We start from the raw sequence: 21207 nt of genomic DNA, 5'->3' as shown, positions 1-21207 counted from the left end.
GTATACACCTCTATCATCTTAACCAGTTTGCGAGCATCTGGTCTTTTTCCTGAAATTCGTCTGCTATTTTATGTAAGAATCCGCCGATCTCTTCAAGATCCGTGATCGCCGCCTGCAAAGAATCAATAAACGCCTGCTCAGCCTGAGTGTCATAAAAAATCGGGCCTTTATCGTAAGATAGCGCAATATCTTCAATGGTATTGGTCACGTCCTGTGCTTGAAGCTGATCATACAAGCCGTATCCGACTTGACCGTAGAATTCCGTTTTCAGCTCGGCGATTTTTTCATCGTGCTCCTGATAGGCGTTCTGCGCTTCTTTTTTCATCGTCCGCAAATCCTCAGTCATAGCCTGCACCTTTTCAGCCAGCTTCTTTGCGTTTGTCGGCGTTACTTTTATCGCGTCGCCGCTTCCGATCGCACCGGCCGGCAGAAGAGCGCCGAGGTTTTTGTCAAAGACTAATTCATCTCCGTTCGGATTTGCGATAGTTCCGTTTCTGTCGAACACGAAATTTGCTTCGTTTAAGCCGTGTGTATCCGGATTTCTCAGAATGACAGTAGTGAAGAAATAAGCGAGATTTTTTCCGATCTGCTCGCTCAATTTCCCATCAAGCCGCTGGTTTCGGCTGAACTGTGAGAGCGAGGGGTTTTTCGTATAAATTGTTGTCCCGTTGTGGCGGTCATATTCGTTCCAATAACCTGCCCCGACCATGTCGTCCGGATTGATAATTGACCGGATGTAAGGATCGTAAATGCCGCTGTTGATCTCTTTCTGTGTTTCCTCATCGTGCAGTTTCACGACGGAAGGACTGTTAAACGCGACGGCATACACATTATTATTCACCGCGCTGTATTCGGCCTCAGCGCCGCCAAGTGAATGGCCGGTTGTTGAAATAATCGTTGACGTTCCGGCATACTTTTTCTTTACGCTGCGTACCAGCTGATCGGCTTGATCGATTTGCGAAGTTTTCGTCATCAGCTTATACTTTCCGGTTGTGAGCATGGCGTCTTGAGAGGGCGTTCCGTGATAGGTTCCAAGTGTTTTCGACGTATCCTTTGCGTCTTTTTTTACAATATAATGTACTTCTGTTTTCGGATCATTTCCGAAAACAATATTGCCGCCGTCCGCTTTTACGCCGTCATTGATCGGGTCTTTTGCGATATCAGTGCCTGCGAAGGCGACGACCACGTTTTCGGGGTTTTTTGATTTTATCCATTTTCCGTTATTCTTCACTGCTTGTACTAATACAACCGCATCAAGTCCTGTATTATCGTCTGATTTTATTTGATCGACGTACCAGTAAGTAGGTTTTGAAATGGAAGAATTAATACGTATATAATCGTTCTTCTTTAATTTCCTTTTAAGATAGTCATAGTTATAAGCACGTTGACTCATCCTGTAATATGTTTCATCTGTCAGGTTTGAAGTCCTGATTTTCTTGCTCAAGATATACAGCACCTTTCTTGTCATGTAAAATAGGGTAAGGAAAGGATGATTTTTTTTGAAAAAATACCTTATTATTGTACTAGTGTTAATTATAACTGTTGGAGGGCTGATTATGAAGCATCAATATGATGTCAAAAAGGAAGAAAATGCTCTTTTCGAAAAAGCCAAAAGTAAAATGACCGAATACTTGCGTAGCGAGTACAAGGGTATAGATAAAATTTCTTATGATGATTATTTTATTGATCCAACCGGCGGAATTACAGTTGAGGGGTATCTAAACGGTGATAAAACTAAAGAATTTGACGGCTTATATGATCCTGTAGGTGACAAAATAGGGAGCTCCTCTGTGGATGCGGAAGAAAAATCTTAAGATGCCTAAATGCACCGGATGTCACCACCATTTTTCTAGTCCGCGAGCTTCATCATAACTGATGGGACGGATGTTTCTGTGAAAAAATATATTATTATGTTCATTATCTTAATAGCAGCCGGAGGTTTTATAATGAAAAGTATGAATGATAAAAATGCTCAGGCTGAAGAGATAAAGATTGCTCAAGAACGAATGGAGAAATTTATCAAAGCGAATTATGAAGGCATACATAACGTTACATTTAAAGATAAATACGAAATAGATCCAATGGGCGGGATAGAGGTATTTGGCTATTACAACGGTGATACATCGAATAAATTCGATGGTATTTATGATAAGGCAAATGACAAGATCATGGGGCACTCAATAGACGCTGTAAGAAAGAATGAATGCAGAGATAAAGATTGTGATAACTAAGAAGACGCTCGTCTGCGTTTTTTATAGATGAGCTTAATGAAAAAGACAAGGGTTTCGGCATGTGCCGCCCTTGTCTTTTTTGTTGAACACCTCTTTTTCCGGGTAAACTTTATCAGAGGCAGCTCATTATTTGACAGTCCATTTTAACAGCGTTACAATTAAACGTGTAAATAGTTACATGTTTAATTAAACATAATACCTCGGGAGGTGATACGTCTTGAATGAACCTTCTTTAAAAAAAGTGATGTCTCTGCAGATTGAAGTGGATGAACCGATCGTTGCGGGGCAGACTGGATTAGGGAAAAGGCAGTTGATTCCGATACGGGGCGGAACGGTCAGCGGCGCCGTAAAGGGACGTGTGCTTCCGGGCGGGGCAGATGCCCAGATCATTCGTCCGAACGGCCGGGTCGATCTTTCTGCCAGATATGCGCTGGAGACGGAGGAGCCTGAAGTCATCTATGTAGAGAACAACGGCATCCGCCAAGTCAGTGAACCGTTCCGCCAACAGGCTGCAGAGGGGCGCATCATTGATCCCGAGCACGCGTATTTCCGCACTGTGCCTGTGTTTGAAACAAGCAGCGAGGCATATCAGCATCTGCAGGACCGGCTGTTTATCGGGGCTGCGATCAGATGGCCGGATGACATTCGGTTAGATATTTATGAAGTTCAATAATAAGATGGAGAGTGAGTCAACATGGAAAACTTTATCGGAAGCCATATGATTTACACGTATGAAAACGGCTGGGAGTATGAAATCTATATTAAAAATGATCATACGATCGACTATCGGATTCATAGCGGAATGGTAGGCGGCCGCTGGGTGCGCGACCAGGAAGTGAATATCGTCAAGCTGACAGAAGGCGTATACAAAGTGTCATGGACTGAACCGACAGGCACAGATGTTTCCTTAAACTTTATGCCGAATGAAAAACGGATGCACGGAATTATTTTCTTCCCGAAATGGGTGCATGAGCATCCGGAAATCACGGTGTGCTACCAAAATGATTACATTGACGTGATGAAAGAGTCACGTGAGAAATATGAAACGTACCCGAAATATGTCGTTCCCGAGTTTGCGGATATTACGTATCTCAACAATGCGGGAATCAATAACGAAACATTGATTTCAGAAGCGCCGTACGAAGGAATGACCGATGATATCCGTGCGGGAAAATTAAAATAAGAGAAAAAACCCGGCAGCTTGGCCGGGTTTTTTGTATCCTTTTACGACAGGGTTTTGGTCATGATAAAGTCGACTTGTTTATCATCCCCCATATAAAAAGAGTGTTCTCCGGTTTGGACAAACCCCATTTTTTGATAAAAGGCGATTGCATTTTCGTTTTTTTCCCATACGCCCAGCCAGATTTTCTTTTTATTGTGTGCTGTTGCGATTTTCACAGCTTCATTCAGCAGATATTTGCCAAGCCCGTGTTTCTGGTGGTTTTTTCTTATATAAATTCTCTCAATCTCAAGAGAATCTTCACCCATTTTTTCTGATTGTGCTTCGTTCATGTTAACTTTTACATACCCCGCAAGGTCATCATGATAATAAACAAAATAGAATTGAGAAGACAGATTGGATAATTCCTTTTTCAGCTGTTCAGAGCGGAATGCATTTTCCAAATAAGCTTTCATATTTTCTGGTGAATTTTGATCCTTAAATGTATCATTGAATGTTTCAATGCTTATCTCCCGAAGCTCTGTTATATCGTTAAGGCTGCACTTTTTTAATTGAATACTCATGGTCATACAGCTCCTTTCTTCATTTATCATATCAGCTGATTTTTTGTTGTATTTGCAATGAAAATACCGTATAGTAAACATACTGTAATTTTGTTGTATTTGCAACATAAAATAAGAAAATGAGGACGATAAAGTGAAATATGCTTTTTATGTTTTAGGAATCATGATCTTGACCTTTGGTATTTCTGTCACGATTCAATCAGATCTTGGAACGTCTCCTTTTGATGCGCTTATTGTGGGATTATCCGTCCATGCAGGGCTTACCGTGGGAAGCTGGGAAATCATCATCGCTTTCCTGTTAATTTGCTGTAATTCAATGTTAAAAAGACAAAGACCGGAATTTACAGGGATGATTACGGCGTTTATAACGGGAATCGGGATTGATATGTGGCTTTTTTTCCTGCACCGAATCATAACGCCTGAACCATGGTACGGAAAGGCGGGCTGTTTTGCAATCGGTTTAGTTGTGATAGGGATAGGAACCGCAACCTATCTGCACACAAATTTCGCCCCGATCCCGGTTGATCGGTTAACGTTAATTGTCCGCGAATTAACCGGGAGAAGCATCTTTTTTTCAAGAACGGTCATTTACTTCATATTTTTCATACTGGCCGTGATGCTAAAAGGTCCGGTAGGCATCGGAACGTTATTAACCGTTTGTTTAGGAGGGGTCATTCTCCATTTCTTTATGCCGATTACCGGAAGATGGATAGACGGCATATTAACAGCATCTCCAAAGCAGGAAGAAACGAAAACCCGGTAACAGGGGTTTTTACCCGATTCTATCATTTTTCATTTCATCCGCATGTTCAAGGTATAATAAAAAGGGGGAGGGATTTCTATGAGCGGTCAAAGAAAGCTCGTTTTTTACGGAGCTGTCAGCGCAGATGGCTATCTTGCGCGGGAAAATCACTCTTTAGATTGGTTAATCGGAACTGAAGGTGAAGACGGCACCGATTATGAAGCTTTCTATGAATCTGTCGATACGATCATCATGGGCAGAAAAACATACGAGGACATATTGGTTTTATTGCCTGAGGAATTTCCGTACAAAGGTAAAGAATGCTATGTGTTTTCGCGGACATTGACCGGGGGCACTGAACATGTGCGGTTTATTCATGAAGAGCCTGCCGATTTTATAAAAGCATTGAAACGCCAAGAAGGCAAGCGGATTTGGATTGTCGGCGGGAGTGAGCTGCTGCACCCGGTTTTGGAGGAAAAACTTGTCGATGAGTTTATCATTCAGATCGCCCCCGTTCTGCTCGGCCGCGGAATTTCTTTGTTCAAACCCGGAGACCGGGAGACAGGACTGAAGCTGACTGATGTCAGGCGCTATAAGCAATTTGCGGAGTTGCATTATGAAGTGAGATGAAAACGAAACGCCAAGGGAGCCGGCTCCCTTGGCGTTTTTTATGCTTGAAACAGGATGCGGCGTTTTGCTGAATCGGGATCACTTTCAACAGCGGTATCCGTGTTGAAAAGCAAAGTTTCGCGTGAATCGGTATCATATTCAGGCCAATTGAAGTGAGAGGTGTTCGGGTTTCCGGTTTTTGCAAAAGCGAGCCATGCGGATTGGATTTGTTTGGAAAGCTGTTCTGCGTCATCACCGAGCGGTTCTTGCAGCGTCTTTCTCAAAGAATCAAAGTTTCCGAACACAAACGGCAATTCCAGAGCGTGAACGGCTTTATGAAACGGCGGTGTTTCGCCATGCCAATCAAAGCGGTACATCCAGACCGGTGCGTGCTGCGACTGTCCTTGTGCGAAAGCGACAGCCGGCCGCCAGAAAATCAGATCCGTCATCATATCGATTTGTCCCTTTAATGAATGCGGATATAAATCTGCTGCTTGCTCGGTGCAGTTCTCTCCGAGGTAATAATGCAAATAATCTTGCTGCTTTTTCTCGGAATGAATGTCTGTATCAGGGGTGAAAAACAAATATGCTTCATCACGATTGGTTCCGATGATCATAGGTATGCCTTCTGCGGCCCCGTCTGCTATGGCTTTCACCGGTTCCGCAGGCAATGTGGCCGGATCGATGGCGGGCTGAAACAAAAGCTGAAAAATGTTTTGATCTAGTGAGCGCCGCACTTTATCCGCAGTCTTAAGCAGGTCATTAACGGAAAGCTCCTGCAATTGATCAGTGCCGGCTTCATGAATAAATGCCGCCGCGATGTCTTTTGCCATGTCCGCCGGGATCGTATGAGAGGCGCCGCTTTCTAAAATGGCTTTATGAAACAGGCCTTTTGCGTCAGGCATTGCCATAAGGGAGGCGATGCTCATGCCGCCTGCCGATTCACCAAATATCGTGACGTTATCCGGGTCTCCTCCAAATTCGGAGATATTGTCTCTCACCCAGCGCAGGGCGGCGATCTGATCGAGCAGCCCGATATTGGCGGAATACGCGTCATGAATAGAAGACAAATGTAAAAAGCCGAACGGTCCGAGCCTGTAATTGAGTGTCACTACAATGACATCTCCGTCAGCGGCAAGGGCAGATCCGTCGTAAAGCGGTTCGCTTCCGGCACCTAAATAAAATGCCCCGCCGTGTATCCATACCATGACAGGCTTTTTTTCGCCCTCTGAATCGGGGGCGAAAACATTGAGGTAAAGGCAATCTTCAGATTGAGGCGGTACATCTCCGGAAAACGATATAGACAGCATATCATCCGGCTGCGGACAAACCGATCCGAACGAATCGGCATGTTTTACGCCGTCCCAAGGTGCGGGCGGCTCCGGCGCTTTAAATCTGAGCTCTCCGACGGGCGGCTTGGCGTACGGTATGCCCTTCCATGTGCGGGCACCGCGGCCGGCAGTTCCTTTCATTGCGCCGGAGCGGGTTTGAACGGTAAGTTTTGTCATGATTTCATCCCCTTTTTTCTTTTCATTATAAACAGAGATGAAGACATGAAGCGAATAAAAGCCTTTTCATCAGCATATCATTAGTAACGCTTCCGTTCTAAAAATGAACTGACTTCCTGAACGGACAAGCCGAGTTCTTTGGCTTCCTGCATCAGCGCTTTCCATTCCTCAATGTTGGATTCAGTCAGTTTTCTGTTGCGGTAGGGTGCGGGCTCCGGGCGTTTTTCAGTCAATTTGTTCGTAAAGGTGAACAGTTCTTCTTTCGGCATGCCTGACTGCACGGCCTGCACAAGGTGGATGCGCCACTCATCTTCCGTGCCTCCCATGTGATGCAGCATCGTTTCGGCATCAAAAAGCTCCGTCAGATCGACCTGCAGGGTGGCGGATACTTTTTTCAGAAATTGGATGGACGGATTTGAGTGAACCCCCCGTTCTATCTTGCTTAAATAAGATTTAGAGACACCTGCTTCAACTGCTAGCTGATTAATAGAGTAGCCTTTTCTTCTGCGGTATAAACGAATTATTCTTCCAATCATTGTGCTGAATTCTCCCCTGTATACTGGCATTTTTTTGTTCATTATAAGAAATCTTTCGTTCTTTATAAAATTTAAAATTATAAGGTAAGTGCAGTAAATAAGAGGAAAATCATGATAATGTTCTTTAAAAAGAACTAAATGGCTTAATTTGAAATTTTCAAATTTCGACCTTTTCTTTTATAATCCAATCATTAACAGAAGGGGGCGTTTAAGCCTGATGCAATAAGGATGAGGCTGTAATTACATGAATGAGAATATGAGTTTCAAAGAATTATTTGACATTATTAAACACAGATTTTTACTGATTTTTATCATGACAGCAGTTGTAACGCTGGTGACGGGATACATCCAATTCCGGGTGAGTTCGCCCGTTTATCAGTCATCGACCCAAGTGCTCATTCATGAAACAAGCGGTGAAAAAAATTCGAATCTCAGCGACGTTCAGCTGAATCTTCATTACAACAATACGTTTCAAACGATAATGAAAAGCCCGGTAGTGCTTGAGAAAGTGAAGCAGACGCTGCATCTTTCTGAGACGGCATCCGCTTTAAAAGCAAAGATCACGACAAGCAGCGAAACCGATTCAGAGATCATTACCGTAGCGGTGCAGGACGAGAATCCGAAACAGGCCGCCGCTATAGCGAACACGCTGATGAAGACATTTAAAAAAGAAGTCCGTGACAGGATGAATATAAAAGGCGTCATTGTTTTGTCTGAGGCAAAAGCATCGGAAAGCCCGATGGTCAAGCCTTCGCGCATCCGAAATATCATGATGGCGTTCGGTGCGGCTCTCATGGCGGGTGTGACGCTTGCGTTTTTTCTCCATTTTCTTGATGAAACCGTTAAAAGCGAGCGGCAGCTCAGCGAAAAAACAGACTTGCCTATTTTAGGGGTTGTGTATGACATCAAAAATCAGCAGACACGGTCTGATGAAAAACATTTCGGGGAGTGAGGCGTTTGGGATTCAGAAAAAAGAAATCTAGAAGGGGACTGGCTCAAATATCCGTTTTACATCACAAATCATTGGTGGCTGAACAATACCGCACCATTCGGACAAATATTGAGTTCTCCTCTGTTCAGACCCATTTGCGCTCTATTCTCGTCACTTCTTCCGTTCCGGGAGAAGGAAAATCATTCAGCGCCGCCAACCTTGCCGCGGTATTTGCGCAGCAGGAAAAAAAGGTGCTGCTCGTCGATGCGGATTTACGAAAACCGACGATACACGAGACCTATCAGCTTGAAAATGTACAAGGCCTTACGAATGTGTTAGTCGGAAACGCTTCCCTCGGCGAAACGGTGCAAAAAACGCTGATTGATAACCTTTACGTCTTAACGAGCGGGCCGACGCCGCCGAATCCGGCTGAGCTTTTATCTTCAAAGGCGATGGGAGAGCTGATTCAGGAGATGTACAGCCGGTACAGTCTGGTTATTTTCGATTCACCTCCGCTTTTGGCTGTGGCGGACGGACAGATTTTAGCGAACCAGACAGATGGAAGCGTTCTCGTCGTCTTGAGCGGAAAAACGAAAATGGATACCGTCCAAAAGGCGAGAGACGCGCTCCAGCAGTCAAAGGCAAAGCTTTTGGGGGCGCTGCTGAATAAAAAGAAAATCAAAAAAACGGAGCACTACTCGTATTGAGCGGTGCAGGTGATGTCTCCTTACCTTTATCAACGGAGGCACTCGGCTCTGCTGTGGGCGGCGTTTTTCGCCGCCTTAGATGCTGGTCGTCGGTGGCGGGGTGTGAGGACGGGTTAAATGCCCAATTTTATCTTAAGATGATGCATTGTTATCGGCTTAGCTGTTATGTCTGTTTTTACGAAAACCGTATCAGCTAAACCGATAAATGAGGAGGGGAAAGATTGACTTACCGGAGAAGACTTTCAATGATTTTTGCATTGGATACGTATCTCGTTTTACTTTCCGTTGTTATAGGATATCAATTTTTTGAGGATTCTTATCACTTTTATGACTCCGGAGCGTTGCTGCTGACTGCCGTGAGCATGCTGATCAGCCATCATGTATGCGCTTTTATGTTTCACCAGTATAAGCAGGTATGGACGTACACGGGAATAGGCGAGCTGCTTGATCTGCTGAAGGGGATCACGCTGTCCGCAGCTGTGACAGCCGCCGTCCAATACGGGGTGTTCCACACGATTTTGTTCCGGCTGTTGGCCGTCAGCTGGATGGTTCAGCTATTGTTCATCGGAGGAAGCCGGATGATTTCACGGGTGCTGAAAGAAACGATCGGCAGGAAGCAAAATGACTCTTCCAGGGCGCTGATCATCGGCGCAGGTGCGGGGGGGACGCTGCTCGTCCGTCAGCTTACCCAGAAAAACGATCTCGGAATCATGCCTGTGGCTTTTATTGATGATGATCAGACGAAGCATAAGCTCGAAATCATGGGCCTGCCCGTCATCGGCGGAAAAGAAAGCATTATGCCGGCGGTGCAGAGGCTGAGAATCCACCATATTATCATTGCCATTCCGTCTCTTTGCACCCATGAGCTTCAGACGTTATACAAAGAATGTGTGCAGACGGGCGCCCATATTAAAATCATGCCGCAATTTGATGAGATCCTGCTCGGAACGCAGGCTGCCGGACACATCAGAGATGTAAAAGCCGAAGATCTGCTCGGCAGAAAGCCGGTCACCCTTGATACGAGCAAAATTTCTGACAGCATCAAGGGAAAAACGATTCTGGTCACGGGCGCCGGCGGCTCAATCGGTTCTGAGATCTGCCGCCAGATCAGCGCGTTTCTTCCGCGGGAAATCGTCCTTCTCGGCCACGGGGAGAACAGCATTCATTCCGTACATACCGAGCTGTCCGCACGCTTCGGCAAAGAGGTGCTCTTTCACGCGGAGATCGCCGATATTCAGGACAGAGATAAAATCTTTGCTTTGATGAAAAAATACGAGCCGCACGTCGTCTATCATGCGGCTGCCCATAAACATGTGCCGTTAATGGAACATAATCCGGAAGAAGCCGTTAAAAACAACATTATCGGCACGAAAAATGTCGCCGAAGCCGCCGACATGTGCGGAACGGAAACCTTCGTGCTGATTTCTTCTGACAAAGCGGTCAATCCGGCCAATGTCATGGGCGCGACGAAACGGTTTGCGGAAATGGTCATCATGAACCTCGGAAAGGTCAGCCGCACCAAATTCGCCGCCGTCCGTTTCGGAAATGTGCTCGGAAGCCGCGGCAGCGTCATTCCGATTTTCAAAAAGCAGATTGAAAAAGGCGGACCCGTCACCGTCACGCACCCGGCGATGACAAGATATTTTATGACGATTCCCGAAGCGTCAAGACTCGTCATTCAGGCGGGGGCGCTTGCAAAAGGGCGGCAGATTTTCGTTCTGGATATGGGAGAACCCGTCAAAATCGTCGATCTGGCCAAAAACCTGATTCATTTATCAGGCTATACGACAGAACAGATTCCCATCGAATTCTCCGGCATCCGCCCGGGAGAAAAGATGTATGAAGAATTGCTGAATCATAATGAAGTACATACGGAGCAGATTTTTCCGAAAATCCATATCGGGAAAGCGGTGGACGGGAATTGGGCCGTGCTCATCCGTTTTATGGAGGAATTCAGCCGTCTGCCTGAAGAAGAGCTGAGAAAAAGGCTGTTTGAGGCGATCGAATCAGTACATGAAGAAGCGGCCGCAGGCGTGTGATGGGAGGACAGAAAGATGACGAAAAAAGTATTATTCTGCGCCACTGTCGATTATCATTTTAAAGCCTTTCATCTTCCGTATTTTCAATGGTTTCAGGATATGGGCTGGGAGGTGCACGTCGCGGCAGGCGGCAATATGAATCTTCCGTTCGTTGATGAAAAGTTTTCCATTCCGATCCGGCGCTCGCCGTTTCATCCCGAAAATCTTTCTGTTTACAGGCGGCTGAAACGGATCATTCAGGACAACGGCTACGACATGATTCACTGTCATACGCCGGTCGGCGGCGTGCTTGCACGCCTTGCGGCGAGACAAGCTCGCCAAAAAGGGACAAAGGTGCTGTACACCGCGCACGGCTTTCACTTCTGTGACGGAGCGCCCCTGAAAAACTGGCTTCTTTATTACCCGATCGAAAAATTTCTTTCTTCTTATACGGATTGTCTGATTACGATTAATGAAGAGGATTACGAACGGGCCAAGCAAATGAAAAAAACAGCTTGCGGCGCGAAAAAAATACACGGCATCGGGGTGAATACAGACAGGTTTCGCCCTGTGAGCCGGGAAGAGAGTGAACGTCTGAGAGAAAAACACGGCTTCGGCGCCGGGGAATTTATTCTCGTATACCCCGCTGAATTAAACGGCAATAAAAACCAAGGACTTCTCATTGAGACTGCGGCACTGCTGAAGAACCGCATCCCGGAGCTGAAACTCGTATTTGCAGGAGAAGGCGCGATGGAAGCGCCGTACAGAAAAAAGGCTGAATCACTCGGTGTATCCGACATGGTGCGGTTTTACGGTTTTTGCCGCGATATTCATGAACTGATTCAGCTTGCCGATCTGTCTGTCGCCTCAAGCATCCGGGAAGGACTCGGCATGAATCTGCTTGAAGGAATGGCTGCCGAAAAGCCCGCCGTTGCCGCGGACAACAGGGGGCACCGTGAGATCATCGAAGACGGTGTGAACGGTTTTCTCGTGCCGGCCGGGGACAGCGCGGCGTTTGCCGATCGGATTGAAAAGCTGTACCGCTCACCGTGTCTGCGAAAAGCAATGGGGCAAAAAGGGCGCAGCACGGCGGAATGTTTTTCGGAAACACGTACGGTAAAGGAAATGGCGCACATTTACGCCGGTTATATGGATAAAAAGGAGAAAAGCGTATGAATGCAGGAGCACAACCGAAAATTTCCGTCATCATGGGAATTTATAATTGCGAAGAGACTTTAGCGGAGAGTATTGAATCCATCCTGAGCCAATCTTATAAGAATTGGGAACTGATTATGTGTGATGACGCGTCAACTGACGGAACGTATCAGATTGCGCGCCGTTACGCGGATCATTACGGCGACCGGATCACGCTGATTCAAAATAAGACAAATCAACGGCTTGCCGCTTCGCTGAACCGCTGTCTGACATACGCAACGGGGGATTATATCGCCAGGCAGGACGGTGATGACATCTCCAACCCGAGGAGACTGGAAAAACAGGCCGCTTTCTTAAACAAGCACGCCCACTATCAAGTCGTAGGCACGGGGATGCTCGTATTTGACGAATTCGGTGTAAGGGGCGCCCGGCTTTTGCCGCCCGTGCCGAAACCGGGAATTATGGCGAAAGGCACACCGTTCTGCCACGGTACCATTATGATGCGGGCTGAAGCGTACAAAGCGCTTGGCGGCTACCGGTCAGTCAGGCGGACGCGGCGGATGGAGGATATCGATTTGTGGCTGCGCTTTTTTGAAGCGGGTTTCCGGGGGTACAATCTCCAAGAAACGCTGTATAAAGTAAGAGAGGACAGTGATGCGTTTAAAAGGAGATCGTTTACGTATTCCATTGATAACGCGGTCCTCGTTTTTCAGGCATGCAGACGGCTGAAGCTGCCGCTTTCCCATTACGCGTATATCGCAAAACCTCTCATCCGCGCCATTACGCCGCCCGCGGTCATGAACCGTTATCATAAAAACAGGGACATCCGCCAAAAAGAAGGGCTTGCCGAACATGACTGACAAATCGATGCGGGTGCTGCACATCTTCAGCGGGATGAACAGGGGCGGCGCAGAAACGATGATGATGAATTTGTACCGGAAGATGGACAGAACGAAGGTGCAGTTTGATTTTTTAACCCATAGGAACGATCCGTGCGCTTATGATGAGGAAATTCTCGCTCTCGGCGGACGGCTTTTTTATGTGCCGAGCATCGGCAGCACAAACCCGATTACATTTGTGAAACAGGTCAAGCGGGTGATTCAGGAAAAAGGCCCGTTTGCCGCCGTGCACGCCCATACCGATTTTCAGTCGGGATTCATCGCGCTTGCCGCTCGTTTAGCCGGCGTCCCGGTGCGGATCTGCCATTCGCACAGTACGTCGTGGCGGGGGCGGGCGTCGCGGCTTGCCGGGATGCAGCTGTTTGTTTTCAGACGGCTGATCACGGCAAACGCCACGGCACTGTGCGCCTGCGGAGAAGACGCGGGCCATTTCTTATTCGGGAAAGAAAAAGACGTGCATCTTTTGCCGAACGGCATTGATCTCGACTTATTTGCCGGCGGGTGCGCGGATACAGAAGCTGAAAAAAGGAAGCGGGGCATTGCAGACGGCCGTTTGGTGATCGGCCATATCGGCCGCTTTACAGAAGAAAAAAACCACGAATTTCTGCTCCGGCTGGCCGCTGATATGAAAGAGCGAGGCATCGGTTTACAGCTGATTCTCGCCGGAGACGGTCCGCTTCGCACCGACATGGAAAATCTGGCGGCGAAGCTGGGGCTTGATGATGATGTGCGTTTTATCGGCATAGAAGACCGCGTTCATGCCCTGCTGAAAACGCTGGATGTATTTGTCATGCCGTCTCTTTATGAAGGGCTGCCCGTCACGCTCGTTGAAGCGCAGGCCTCCGGGGTGCCGTGCGTAATATCAGACGGCATAACGGAAGAAGCCGATGCCGGGCTCGGGCTGGTCAAAAGGCTCAGCCTCAAAGAACCGCCCGGACAATGGGCATCCGCGGTGTTACGGGCAGCAGAGGCGGCAAAGCCTGACGGGGCGCGCATTAAAGAAACCCTCAGACGGCAGGGATATGACGCGGGAGAAAATGCGGGGGCTGTTATGAAGCTTTACAATATGAATTGGAAAAAGGAACAGTAACGAATGATTGTATATGTAGTCAATATGGGAATTGTGTATATTTGGTCATGGTTCGCGAAAATGTGCGGCGGGCGTGATCAATCGCTTTCGACCGGATACCGGCCGAATCAGCTCGTCATGATCGTTCCGCTGCTATCGCTCGTATTGGTCTCCGGTTTGCGCTACAGAGTCGGGACGGATTTTCAGACGTACGCGCTGATGTACAAGCTGGCGGGAAATTACGGCAGCATTTGGGAGATCTTCGGGTTTGGAGCGAAAAAAGCAGCCGTTGATCCGGGGTTTACGGCTCTCATCTGGCTCATGAATTTTATCACGAAAGATCCGCAAATCATGTATTTCACCGTGGCGGTCGTGACGTGCAGCTTTATTTTAAAGGGGCTCGTTGAGTTCGGCCGTCCGTTTGAGCTGAGTGTGTTTTTGTTTTTGGGCACGTATCACTATTACGCTTCCTTTAACGGGATCAGGCAGTATATGGTGGCGGCCGTTTTGTTTTGGGCCGTCCGCTACGTGATCAGCGGAAGCTGGAAGCGTTATATGTCAATCGTGCTGCTGTGTTCGCTTTTTCATTCCTCAGCGCTGATTATGATTCCGGTTTATTTTCTCGTCAGAAAAAAAGCCTGGTCGCCCGCGATTTTCGGACTGTCGGCATTGTTTCTTCTTATGACGTTTCTGTATCAGAAGTTCATTTCGCTTTTTGTCGTCGTGCTGGAAAACAGCTCATACGGCCATTATGAGAAATGGCTGATGACCAATACGAACGGGATGAACGTCGTAAAAATCGCGGTGCTGCTTCTGCCGCTGTTTTTGGCTTTCTGCTATCGGGAGCGGCTGCGGAAGCTCTGGCCTGACATTGATGTCATCGTGAATTTCTGTCTGCTCGGCCTGCTCTTCGGTCTTTTGGCGACAAAGGATGTTATTTTCGCCCGGTTTAATATATATTTCGGCCTGTACCAAATGATCTTGATCCCTTATTTTGTGAGGATTTTTGATGAAAAATCAAATGCGCTGATTTATATCGCCATTATTGTCTGTTATTTTCTTTACAGTTACTTGCTTATGCCGGTCGATTCGTCTGTGCTTCCGTACAGAACGATTTTTTCCCGGTAATGGACACTGGAGGTTTATATGGAAACACCCGCGGTCAGTTTATTAATTGCTGTGTATAATACGGAAACTTATTTAGAAAGATGCTTAGATTCATTGCTCAATCAGTCGCTCGCCAATATCGAAATCGTGGCCGTTAATGACGGGTCAACGGATCAAAGCCCGGCGATTCTTGAAACCTATCAGAAGCGGGATGAGAGAATCCGGGTCATTCATCAGCAAAACCGGGGGCTCGGCGCAGTCCGCAACAGGGGGATCGAGGCGGCGCGCGGCGAATTTATCGCTTTTATTGATGCGGACGACTGGGTTGAACCTGATTATTGCCTGCGCATGTATGAAAAAGCGAAGGCTGATCAGGCTGATCTCGTGATTTGCGAATATGCGGCCGAGTTTGCGGATACGGGGAAAACCGCCGTTTCAACGATCGCTTCAGCGTACGCGGGGCGCCCGAAACAACTGTACCTGAAAGATTTATTTGAAGGAAGAGTCAGCGGTTTTTCATGGAACAAGCTGTACAAAAGAACCATGATCGAGCATCATCAGCTGCGCTTTCCGCTTCGTGATGAGCTGGAGCACGTGGAGGATCAGTACTTCAGCCTCCGGGCGCATGTTTTCGCAGGTGCGGTCTCGTACGTGGATCAGCCGCTCTATCATTATCGGATTCACTTGACTTCCATTGTGCAAAGCTATCAGAAAAAGCTGTTTGACTCAGGTCTCGTTCTCTATCGGCTGAACGAGGCTTTTTTGCGTGAAAACGGCTGCTTACAGGAATACCGGCAGGAGCTGGATTTTTTCATCGTTCAGCACGGAACAGTCTGCCTGCTGAATGAATGGAAGCGGAATAACGGCGGCCGGTTTTCTGAGAAGTGGAAGAATATCAGCCGGATATGCGCTGATCCCGTGTTTCGCCTGAGCCTTTCCAAAACCGGAACGGCGCCGTTTGACGCCAAACGCTCATGCCTTCTGCTTTTGGCGAAGCTGAAGCTGATTCCGTTCGTGTCGCTGGCATCAGCCGCGTATCAGCGGGCAATCGAGTACAAAATGAAAATCAGAGGGTGAAGACATGTCGATACAATCTTTAAAAATCAATCTCGCGGAATGGCTGTTGCTTAAGGTCAAATACCCGTCCCAATTTCATTTCGGAACGGCAGCGGATGGGGCGGGGCTTACAGCGGCAAGAAAAAAGATCATTCTGACGCTGCTCCCGTCCCACGATAATCTCGGCGATCACGCCATCGCCTACGCAAGCAAAACGTTTCTTGAACGGGAGTATCCCGATTTTGACATTGTCGAGGTGGATATGAAGGATATATACAGATCCGCAAAAGCGCTGATCAAAAAGCGCCACCCCGATGATATGGTATTCATCATCGGCGGCGGGAACATGGGGGATTTGTACCGGTATGAGGAATGGACGCGCCGCTTTATCATCAAAACATTCCGGGAATATCGGATCGTTCAGCTTCCGGCGACGGCTCACTTTTCTGAATCAAAAAAGGGACGGAAGGAACTGAAGCGCGCCCGAAAAGTGTACAATGCGCATCCCGACCTTTTGTTAATGGCGAGAGATGAGACGACGTATCAATGGATGAAGCGTCATTTTCCCGGAAAAACAGTGCTCAAACAGCCTGACATGGTCTTATATTTGGATAAAAGCGAGCGGCGCATCCCGCGGGAAGGGATCTACCTCTGTTTACGGGAGGATAAGGAGAGTGCGCTGACGGCTGAGGACAGAACGACGGTAAAAGAAGCTTTGGCAAAAGAGTACGGAGAGCTGTATTCCTTTACCACGACGGTCGGCCGGAGGGTAAGCCGCCATACACGTGAAAAAGAGCTGGAGGCGCTTTGGAATACGCTGAAAGGCGCGGAAGCCGTCGTCACTGACAGGCTTCACGGGATGATTTTTTGCGCGCTGACGAAAACGCCTTGTGTCGTCATTCGTTCGTTTGATCATAAAGTGATGGAAGGCTATCAATGGCTGAAAAACATACCGAACATGACATTGCTTGAACGTCCAGACCCTGAAGCCGTAACGTCCGCCGTAAACCGGCTGCTCAGCGGCAAGCATGAGGAAGGCGGTTCTTTGCGCAGTGTTTATTTTGCCGGGCTGCGCTCGAAAATCAGCGGTGATGCCCAATGACCGCGCCGCTTGTGAGCGTGATCGTGCCGATGTATAAGACAGAGCCTTTTATGAAAGAATGCGCGGTTTCTTTAACAAAACAGACGCTGAGAGACATCGAAATCATTTTCGTCAATGACGGTTCACCGGATCGGTCAGGCCGGATTGCTGAACAATTCGCCGCAGAAGATGCGAGAATCCGGGTGATTCATAAAGAAAACGGCGGCCTCAGCTCGGCCCGCAATGCCGGAATAAAAGCCGCCCGCGGCCGTTATATCGGTTTTGCGGACGGCGATGACTATGTGACGGAAACGATGTTCGAGCGGCTTTATGAAGAAGCGGAGAAGAACCGGCTGGATATCGCCGGCTGCGGCTATTATAAAGAAACGCCGTCTAAGAAAAGAACATATATGCCGCCGTCCCTTCCGCCGGGCCGCGTCTTCACAGCGGATGAAATGACTGCATTGCTGACCCGTGCGCACGAACATCGGTTTATTTGGTATGTGTGGCGCTATATATACCGGAAAGAAGCATTGCAAGGGCTGTTGTTCCATGAAGATATCCGGTTTGCCGAAGACTCTCCGTTTAATTTGGCAGCGTTCCGCCAAGCCGCGCGTATCAAAGTGATAGACGAAGGGCTGTATATCTACCGGGAAAATCCGCAAAGTCTTACAGAAACACCGTTTAAGCCCCACTTAGATCACGAACTGCAAAAGCAATATAAAGCGAAAATGGCTTTTTATGAGGCGAACGGGCTGACGGACGCCTGCCGGAGCGATATCGATACATATTTGTGCAAGCATCAGATTCCGATGCTGATCGCCAACGCATGTGCCGCCCCGCAGCCGTCACATCAGATTATGGCGCACATCGGCAGAATCTTAACGTATGACATGGTAAAAACGGCGGTGCGCAGGACGCCGTGCCGCCATAAACAGCTGCTGGCGGGGGAGCGCGTGGTGCTCGGTCTGTGCAAAATGCGCCTTCCTCTTCTTCTGCATGCGTTTTTCGAACGGAAATCGAAAGAGAAAGGCAGTGCGGAAGGAGCATGAAATTTGCCATTAATTTCGGCGCCAATGTGACGGCGTTTTTACTATCGGTGTTTTTATCAGTGTGGATGACGCCCTTTATTGTGAAAACATTAGGTGTGGAGGCTTTTGGATTTGTCCATCTGACACAGAATATCATTAACTATTTCTCTATTATTACCGTTGCGCTGAGCTCTGTCGTTGTGAGGTTTTTCTCCGTCGCCGCCCACAGGGGGAACAGGGATGAGGCCAATGCGTATGTAAGCAATTATTTAGCCGCGTCTGTCGTGATATCTCTATTACTCGCTGTGCCGCTCGCCGGGACTGCTTTTTTTATTGACAAGATTATGAATGTGCCGGCCGGGCTCTTAACGGATGTGAGGCTGTCTATCGTGATCGGCAGCGTGCTGTTTATGCTGACGTTTTTTATGGCGGGGTTCGCGACGGGGCCGTTTTTTGCCAACAAGCTTTATATCACAAGCTCCATTCAGGCCGTGCAAATGCTGGTCAGGGTGCTGTGTGTGCTCGCTCTGTTTACGTGCCTGCCGCCGAAAATCTGGCAGATCCAGCTTTCGGCATTAGCGGGAGCCGTCTGTGCGGCCGTGCTGACTTTTTTCTTCTTTAAGAAATTGATTCCGTGGTTTTCTTTCAGCCGTAAAACCTTGTCATTACAGACGAGCAAAGTGCTGTTTTCGGCCGGTGCCTGGAGCTCTGTCAACCAGATCGGCGTGCTGCTGTTTCTGCAGATTGACCTTATGACGGCCAACCTCGTGCTGGGGCCGTCTGAGGCGGGTGTCTATGCGGCGATTATTCAATTCCCGCTCCTGCTCAGAAGTCTTGCCGGGACGCTTGCTTCACTGTTTGCACCGGTTTTGACTTCCTATTACTCAAAAGGGGATATGGAAGGTCTCCTGTCTTACGCCAATAAGGCTGTGCGGATGAACGGGCTTCTGCTCGCGCTTCCCGCCGCATTATTAGGAGGGCTTGCCGAACCGTTTCTGGCGATTTGGCTGGGCCCGTCGTTTGTGCAGACGGCGCCGCTTTTATACATTCACGCCGGGTATTTGGCGGTCAGTCTCTCTGTCATGCCGCTTTTTTACGTATGGACGGCTTTTAATAAACAAAAAACGCCCGCCGTCGTTACTTTATGTTTAGGCGGACTGAATGTCATATTGGCCGTGGTTCTCAGCGGACCGGCACATCTCGGGCTGTACGGCATCACCATCGCCGGTGCAGTCTCTCTCATTTTGAAAAATGCCGTCTTCACGCCGCTGTATGTTTCGCATATTACGGGCTTTCAGAAAACCGCGTTTTACAAAGGAATGTTCGGCCCGTTGGCGGCGGCCGTATTTGCCTGGGCTGTCTGCCGGGGTATCCGGCTGTTTTCACCGCTTGACAGCTGGGCCGGTCTGATCGCCGCGGGGCTTGCCGTATGCATGAGCTATGCCGCATTCGCTTTTTTCTTCATTTGTACGAAAGAAGAAAGGCGGCTTGCTTTACAGAAATGCCGAAAAGTGAAAGGAGCTGTTCAGATTTGAAGGCGAAACGTGTATTTGATATAGCGGCCGCGATGTTGTTATTGTGCGGCGCGAGCGTCATCCTTCTCTTCGCCATGGCAGCCGTCAGATGCGCCATCGGGTCTCCGGTATTGTTCAAACAGACGAGACCGGGGCATAACGGGCGTCCGTTTACGTTGTATAAACTCAGAACGATGACGGATGCGCGTGATGAAAACGGTGTGCTGCTTCCGGATCATCTCCGTCTGACCAAAACGGGAAGGCTGATCAGAAAACTGAGCATCGATGAGCTTCCCCAGCTTTTTAATGTGCTCAAAGGAGATATCAGTCTTGTCGGCCCCCGCCCTTTGCTGATGGATTATCTGCCGCTTTACACGGCGGAGCAGGCGCGGCGCCACGAGGTGAAGCCGGGGATTACGGGCTGGGCGCAGATTAACGGGAGAAACGCGATTTCATGGGAGGAGAAATTCAAGCTCGATGTGTGGTACGTCGACAACCGCACATTTCTTCTCGACTTAAAGATTCTGCTTTTAACAGTGAAAAAAGTTCTCGTGTCAGAAGGCATACATCAAGCCGGCCATGTGACGGCAAAACGCTTCACAGGCAGCGGAGATATGTCATCGTGAAAAAGGTCGTGCTGATCGGAAACGGCGGACACGGAAAAGTCGTGAAGGAAATCGTGCAGGCCCGTTCCGATATGGAGCTTGCGGGCGTATTGGATGACGAATTCAGCGGTTTTGCCGTTCGGAACGGTTTATATACGGGCCGGACGAAAGACGTGCACATGCTTCGGAAACTCGTCCCCGAAGCCGTGTTCACGATATGCATCGGCCGCAACGGCGTCAGAAAGCAGTTCGCTGAAACGCTTGGGCTTGAAGATGACGATTATGCCGCACTCATTCACCCCGGGGCGATCGTCAGTGAAACGGCTTCCGTCGGACACGGAACGGTTGTGATGGCGGGCGCCGTCATTCAGACGGGCGCTGACATCGGCGCCCATTGCATCATCAATACGGGGGCGGTTGCCGATCATGACAATACAATCGGAGATTACGTCCATCTTTCACCGCGCGCGGCGCTTGCCGGCGGAGTGAAAGTCGGGGAAGGAACGCACCTCGGAATCGGCGCGTCCGTCATACCGCAGATTGACATCGGCCCTTGGTCCGTTATCGGCGCGGGGGCTGCGGTCATCAGCCGGCTTCCCGGCCATGTGACGGCGGTCGGCGTTCCGGCCCGCGTCATCTCCCCTATCCATAATGAAAAAGGATGA

The 21207-nt window shown here is 48.5% G+C and carries 23 protein-coding genes; 19 read left to right on the top strand and 4 right to left on the bottom strand.

Annotated elements, in window-relative coordinates; all coding sequences use genetic code 11:
• Positions 1-13: 13 nt before the first annotated feature.
• A complete protein-coding gene (locus NYE42_RS17255; RefSeq protein WP_352427015.1) occupies positions 14-1393 on the bottom strand; it encodes a lipase in 1380 nt (459 codons plus the stop codon).
• Positions 1394-1499: 106 nt separating this feature from the next.
• On the opposite strand from NYE42_RS17255, the gene NYE42_RS17250 reads away from it, so the two are divergent.
• The 4 genes from NYE42_RS17250 (at position 1500) to NYE42_RS17235 (ending at position 3414) form a co-directional block, all read left to right on the top strand.
• The gene (locus NYE42_RS17250) at positions 1500-1814 is read left to right on the top strand and encodes a DUF1433 domain-containing protein (RefSeq protein WP_012118520.1); all 315 of its coding nucleotides are present in this window, start codon (positions 1500-1502) and stop codon (positions 1812-1814) included.
• Between the two features lie 132 nt (positions 1815-1946).
• On the top strand, positions 1947-2231 hold the full coding sequence (locus NYE42_RS17245) for a DUF1433 domain-containing protein (RefSeq protein WP_095352630.1): 285 nt from the start codon (positions 1947-1949) through the stop codon (positions 2229-2231).
• A 217-nt stretch (positions 2232-2448) separates the two neighbouring features.
• Positions 2449-2904, top strand: a complete 456-nt coding sequence (locus NYE42_RS17240; RefSeq protein WP_095352631.1) for a DUF3237 domain-containing protein — start codon at positions 2449-2451, stop codon at positions 2902-2904.
• Between the two features lie 21 nt (positions 2905-2925).
• Positions 2926-3414 (top strand): phenolic acid decarboxylase, encoded by a 489-nt coding sequence (locus tag NYE42_RS17235; RefSeq protein ID WP_014305882.1) that lies wholly within the window; start codon positions 2926-2928, stop codon positions 3412-3414.
• Between the two features lie 41 nt (positions 3415-3455).
• Here NYE42_RS17235 and NYE42_RS17230 read toward each other — a convergent pair whose 3' ends face one another.
• Positions 3456-3974: a GNAT family N-acetyltransferase gene (locus tag NYE42_RS17230; protein ID WP_007407399.1), complete on the bottom strand. Its 519-nt coding sequence runs from the start codon at positions 3972-3974 to the stop codon at positions 3456-3458.
• Between the two features lie 133 nt (positions 3975-4107).
• Here NYE42_RS17230 and NYE42_RS17225 point away from each other — a divergent pair, with 133 nt between their 5' ends.
• Both NYE42_RS17225 and NYE42_RS17220 read left to right on the top strand, forming a co-directional pair.
• Positions 4108-4737 (top strand): YitT family protein, encoded by a 630-nt coding sequence (locus NYE42_RS17225; RefSeq protein WP_352426609.1) that lies wholly within the window; start codon positions 4108-4110, stop codon positions 4735-4737.
• Between the two features lie 78 nt (positions 4738-4815).
• Entirely contained in the window at positions 4816-5346 is a 531-nt protein-coding gene (locus NYE42_RS17220; RefSeq protein WP_020956379.1) for a dihydrofolate reductase family protein, read from the top strand.
• A gap of 38 nt (positions 5347-5384) precedes the next feature.
• On the opposite strand, the gene NYE42_RS17215 is transcribed toward NYE42_RS17220, so the two are convergent.
• Together NYE42_RS17215 and slrR are read right to left on the bottom strand one after the other, a co-directional pair.
• Complete coding sequence (locus tag NYE42_RS17215) at positions 5385-6833, bottom strand: carboxylesterase/lipase family protein (protein ID WP_095352634.1); 1449 nt, start codon at positions 6831-6833, stop codon at positions 5385-5387.
• Positions 6834-6913: 80 nt separating this feature from the next.
• Complete coding sequence (slrR, locus tag NYE42_RS17210) at positions 6914-7369, bottom strand: HTH-type transcriptional regulator SlrR (protein ID WP_352426608.1); 456 nt, start codon at positions 7367-7369, stop codon at positions 6914-6916.
• A gap of 244 nt (positions 7370-7613) precedes the next feature.
• Here slrR and NYE42_RS17205 point away from each other — a divergent pair, with 244 nt between their 5' ends.
• The 13 genes from NYE42_RS17205 (at position 7614) to NYE42_RS17145 (ending at position 21207) form a co-directional block, all read left to right on the top strand.
• On the top strand, positions 7614-8321 hold the full coding sequence (locus tag NYE42_RS17205; RefSeq protein WP_352426607.1) for a Wzz/FepE/Etk N-terminal domain-containing protein: 708 nt from the start codon (positions 7614-7616) through the stop codon (positions 8319-8321).
• A 5-nt stretch (positions 8322-8326) separates the two neighbouring features.
• Complete coding sequence (locus NYE42_RS17200) at positions 8327-9007, top strand: CpsD/CapB family tyrosine-protein kinase (protein ID WP_007407393.1); 681 nt, start codon at positions 8327-8329, stop codon at positions 9005-9007.
• A gap of 221 nt (positions 9008-9228) precedes the next feature.
• Entirely contained in the window at positions 9229-11046 is a 1818-nt protein-coding gene (locus tag NYE42_RS17195) for a nucleoside-diphosphate sugar epimerase/dehydratase (RefSeq protein ID WP_172587004.1), read from the top strand.
• A 15-nt stretch (positions 11047-11061) separates the two neighbouring features.
• Positions 11062-12201, top strand: a complete 1140-nt coding sequence (locus NYE42_RS17190; protein ID WP_061890837.1) for a glycosyltransferase family 4 protein — start codon at positions 11062-11064, stop codon at positions 12199-12201.
• Positions 12198-13040, top strand: coding sequence for a glycosyltransferase family 2 protein (locus tag NYE42_RS17185; protein ID WP_012118512.1), 843 nt, complete (start codon positions 12198-12200; stop codon positions 13038-13040). Before NYE42_RS17190 ends, NYE42_RS17185 begins: the two co-directional genes overlap by 4 nt.
• Positions 13033-14169 (top strand): glycosyltransferase family 1 protein, encoded by a 1137-nt coding sequence (locus NYE42_RS17180; protein ID WP_095352637.1) that lies wholly within the window; start codon positions 13033-13035, stop codon positions 14167-14169. Before NYE42_RS17185 ends, NYE42_RS17180 begins: the two co-directional genes overlap by 8 nt.
• 3 nt (positions 14170-14172) lie before the next feature.
• Positions 14173-15276: an EpsG family protein gene (locus tag NYE42_RS17175; protein WP_032867035.1), complete on the top strand. Its 1104-nt coding sequence runs from the start codon at positions 14173-14175 to the stop codon at positions 15274-15276.
• 18 nt (positions 15277-15294) lie between these two features.
• Positions 15295-16332 (top strand): glycosyltransferase family 2 protein, encoded by a 1038-nt coding sequence (locus NYE42_RS17170; RefSeq protein WP_031378303.1) that lies wholly within the window; start codon positions 15295-15297, stop codon positions 16330-16332.
• A 4-nt stretch (positions 16333-16336) separates the two neighbouring features.
• Entirely contained in the window at positions 16337-17413 is a 1077-nt protein-coding gene (locus NYE42_RS17165) for a polysaccharide pyruvyl transferase family protein (protein WP_032869616.1), read from the top strand.
• Positions 17410-18444, top strand: coding sequence for a glycosyltransferase (locus NYE42_RS17160; RefSeq protein WP_199022171.1), 1035 nt, complete (start codon positions 17410-17412; stop codon positions 18442-18444). Before NYE42_RS17165 ends, NYE42_RS17160 begins: the two co-directional genes overlap by 4 nt.
• Entirely contained in the window at positions 18441-19958 is a 1518-nt protein-coding gene (locus NYE42_RS17155; RefSeq protein WP_007407384.1) for an MATE family efflux transporter, read from the top strand. Before NYE42_RS17160 ends, NYE42_RS17155 begins: the two co-directional genes overlap by 4 nt.
• The gene (locus NYE42_RS17150) at positions 19955-20563 is read left to right on the top strand and encodes a sugar transferase (RefSeq protein WP_012118505.1); all 609 of its coding nucleotides are present in this window, start codon (positions 19955-19957) and stop codon (positions 20561-20563) included. The genes NYE42_RS17155 and NYE42_RS17150 overlap by 4 nt, the downstream gene beginning before the upstream one ends.
• Positions 20560-21207, top strand: coding sequence for an acetyltransferase (locus NYE42_RS17145; RefSeq protein ID WP_064115357.1), 648 nt, complete (start codon positions 20560-20562; stop codon positions 21205-21207). Before NYE42_RS17150 ends, NYE42_RS17145 begins: the two co-directional genes overlap by 4 nt.

It is taken from the genome of Bacillus sp. FSL K6-2865 (assembly GCF_040311405.1).
In the GTDB taxonomy this organism is placed as follows: Bacteria; Bacillota; Bacilli; order Bacillales; family Bacillaceae; genus Bacillus; species Bacillus velezensis.
Note: the sequence above shows the minus strand (reverse complement) of the source record. Positions and strands in the feature narration are given on the sequence as shown.

Coding starts and splice junctions, on each gene's coding strand:
- NYE42_RS17255 (WP_352427015.1), bottom strand. CDS start 1,393: ATGAGTCAACGTGCTTATAACTATGACTATCTTAAAAGGAAATTAAAG.
- NYE42_RS17245 (WP_095352630.1), top strand. CDS start 1,947: ATGAAAAGTATGAATGATAAAAATGCTCAGGCTGAAGAGATAAAGATT.
- NYE42_RS17235 (WP_014305882.1), top strand. CDS start 2,926: ATGGAAAACTTTATCGGAAGCCATATGATTTACACGTATGAAAACGGC.
- NYE42_RS17230 (WP_007407399.1), bottom strand. CDS start 3,974: ATGAGTATTCAATTAAAAAAGTGCAGCCTTAACGATATAACAGAGCTT.
- NYE42_RS17220 (WP_020956379.1), top strand. CDS start 4,816: ATGAGCGGTCAAAGAAAGCTCGTTTTTTACGGAGCTGTCAGCGCAGAT.
- NYE42_RS17215 (WP_095352634.1), bottom strand. CDS start 6,833: ATGACAAAACTTACCGTTCAAACCCGCTCCGGCGCAATGAAAGGAACT.
- slrR (WP_352426608.1), bottom strand. CDS start 7,369: ATGATTGGAAGAATAATTCGTTTATACCGCAGAAGAAAAGGCTACTCT.
- NYE42_RS17205 (WP_352426607.1), top strand. CDS start 7,614: ATGAATGAGAATATGAGTTTCAAAGAATTATTTGACATTATTAAACAC.
- NYE42_RS17190 (WP_061890837.1), top strand. CDS start 11,062: ATGACGAAAAAAGTATTATTCTGCGCCACTGTCGATTATCATTTTAAA.
- NYE42_RS17185 (WP_012118512.1), top strand. CDS start 12,198: ATGAATGCAGGAGCACAACCGAAAATTTCCGTCATCATGGGAATTTAT.
- NYE42_RS17180 (WP_095352637.1), top strand. CDS start 13,033: ATGACTGACAAATCGATGCGGGTGCTGCACATCTTCAGCGGGATGAAC.
- NYE42_RS17175 (WP_032867035.1), top strand. CDS start 14,173: ATGATTGTATATGTAGTCAATATGGGAATTGTGTATATTTGGTCATGG.
- NYE42_RS17170 (WP_031378303.1), top strand. CDS start 15,295: ATGGAAACACCCGCGGTCAGTTTATTAATTGCTGTGTATAATACGGAA.
- NYE42_RS17165 (WP_032869616.1), top strand. CDS start 16,337: ATGTCGATACAATCTTTAAAAATCAATCTCGCGGAATGGCTGTTGCTT.
- NYE42_RS17160 (WP_199022171.1), top strand. CDS start 17,410: ATGACCGCGCCGCTTGTGAGCGTGATCGTGCCGATGTATAAGACAGAG.
- NYE42_RS17155 (WP_007407384.1), top strand. CDS start 18,441: ATGAAATTTGCCATTAATTTCGGCGCCAATGTGACGGCGTTTTTACTA.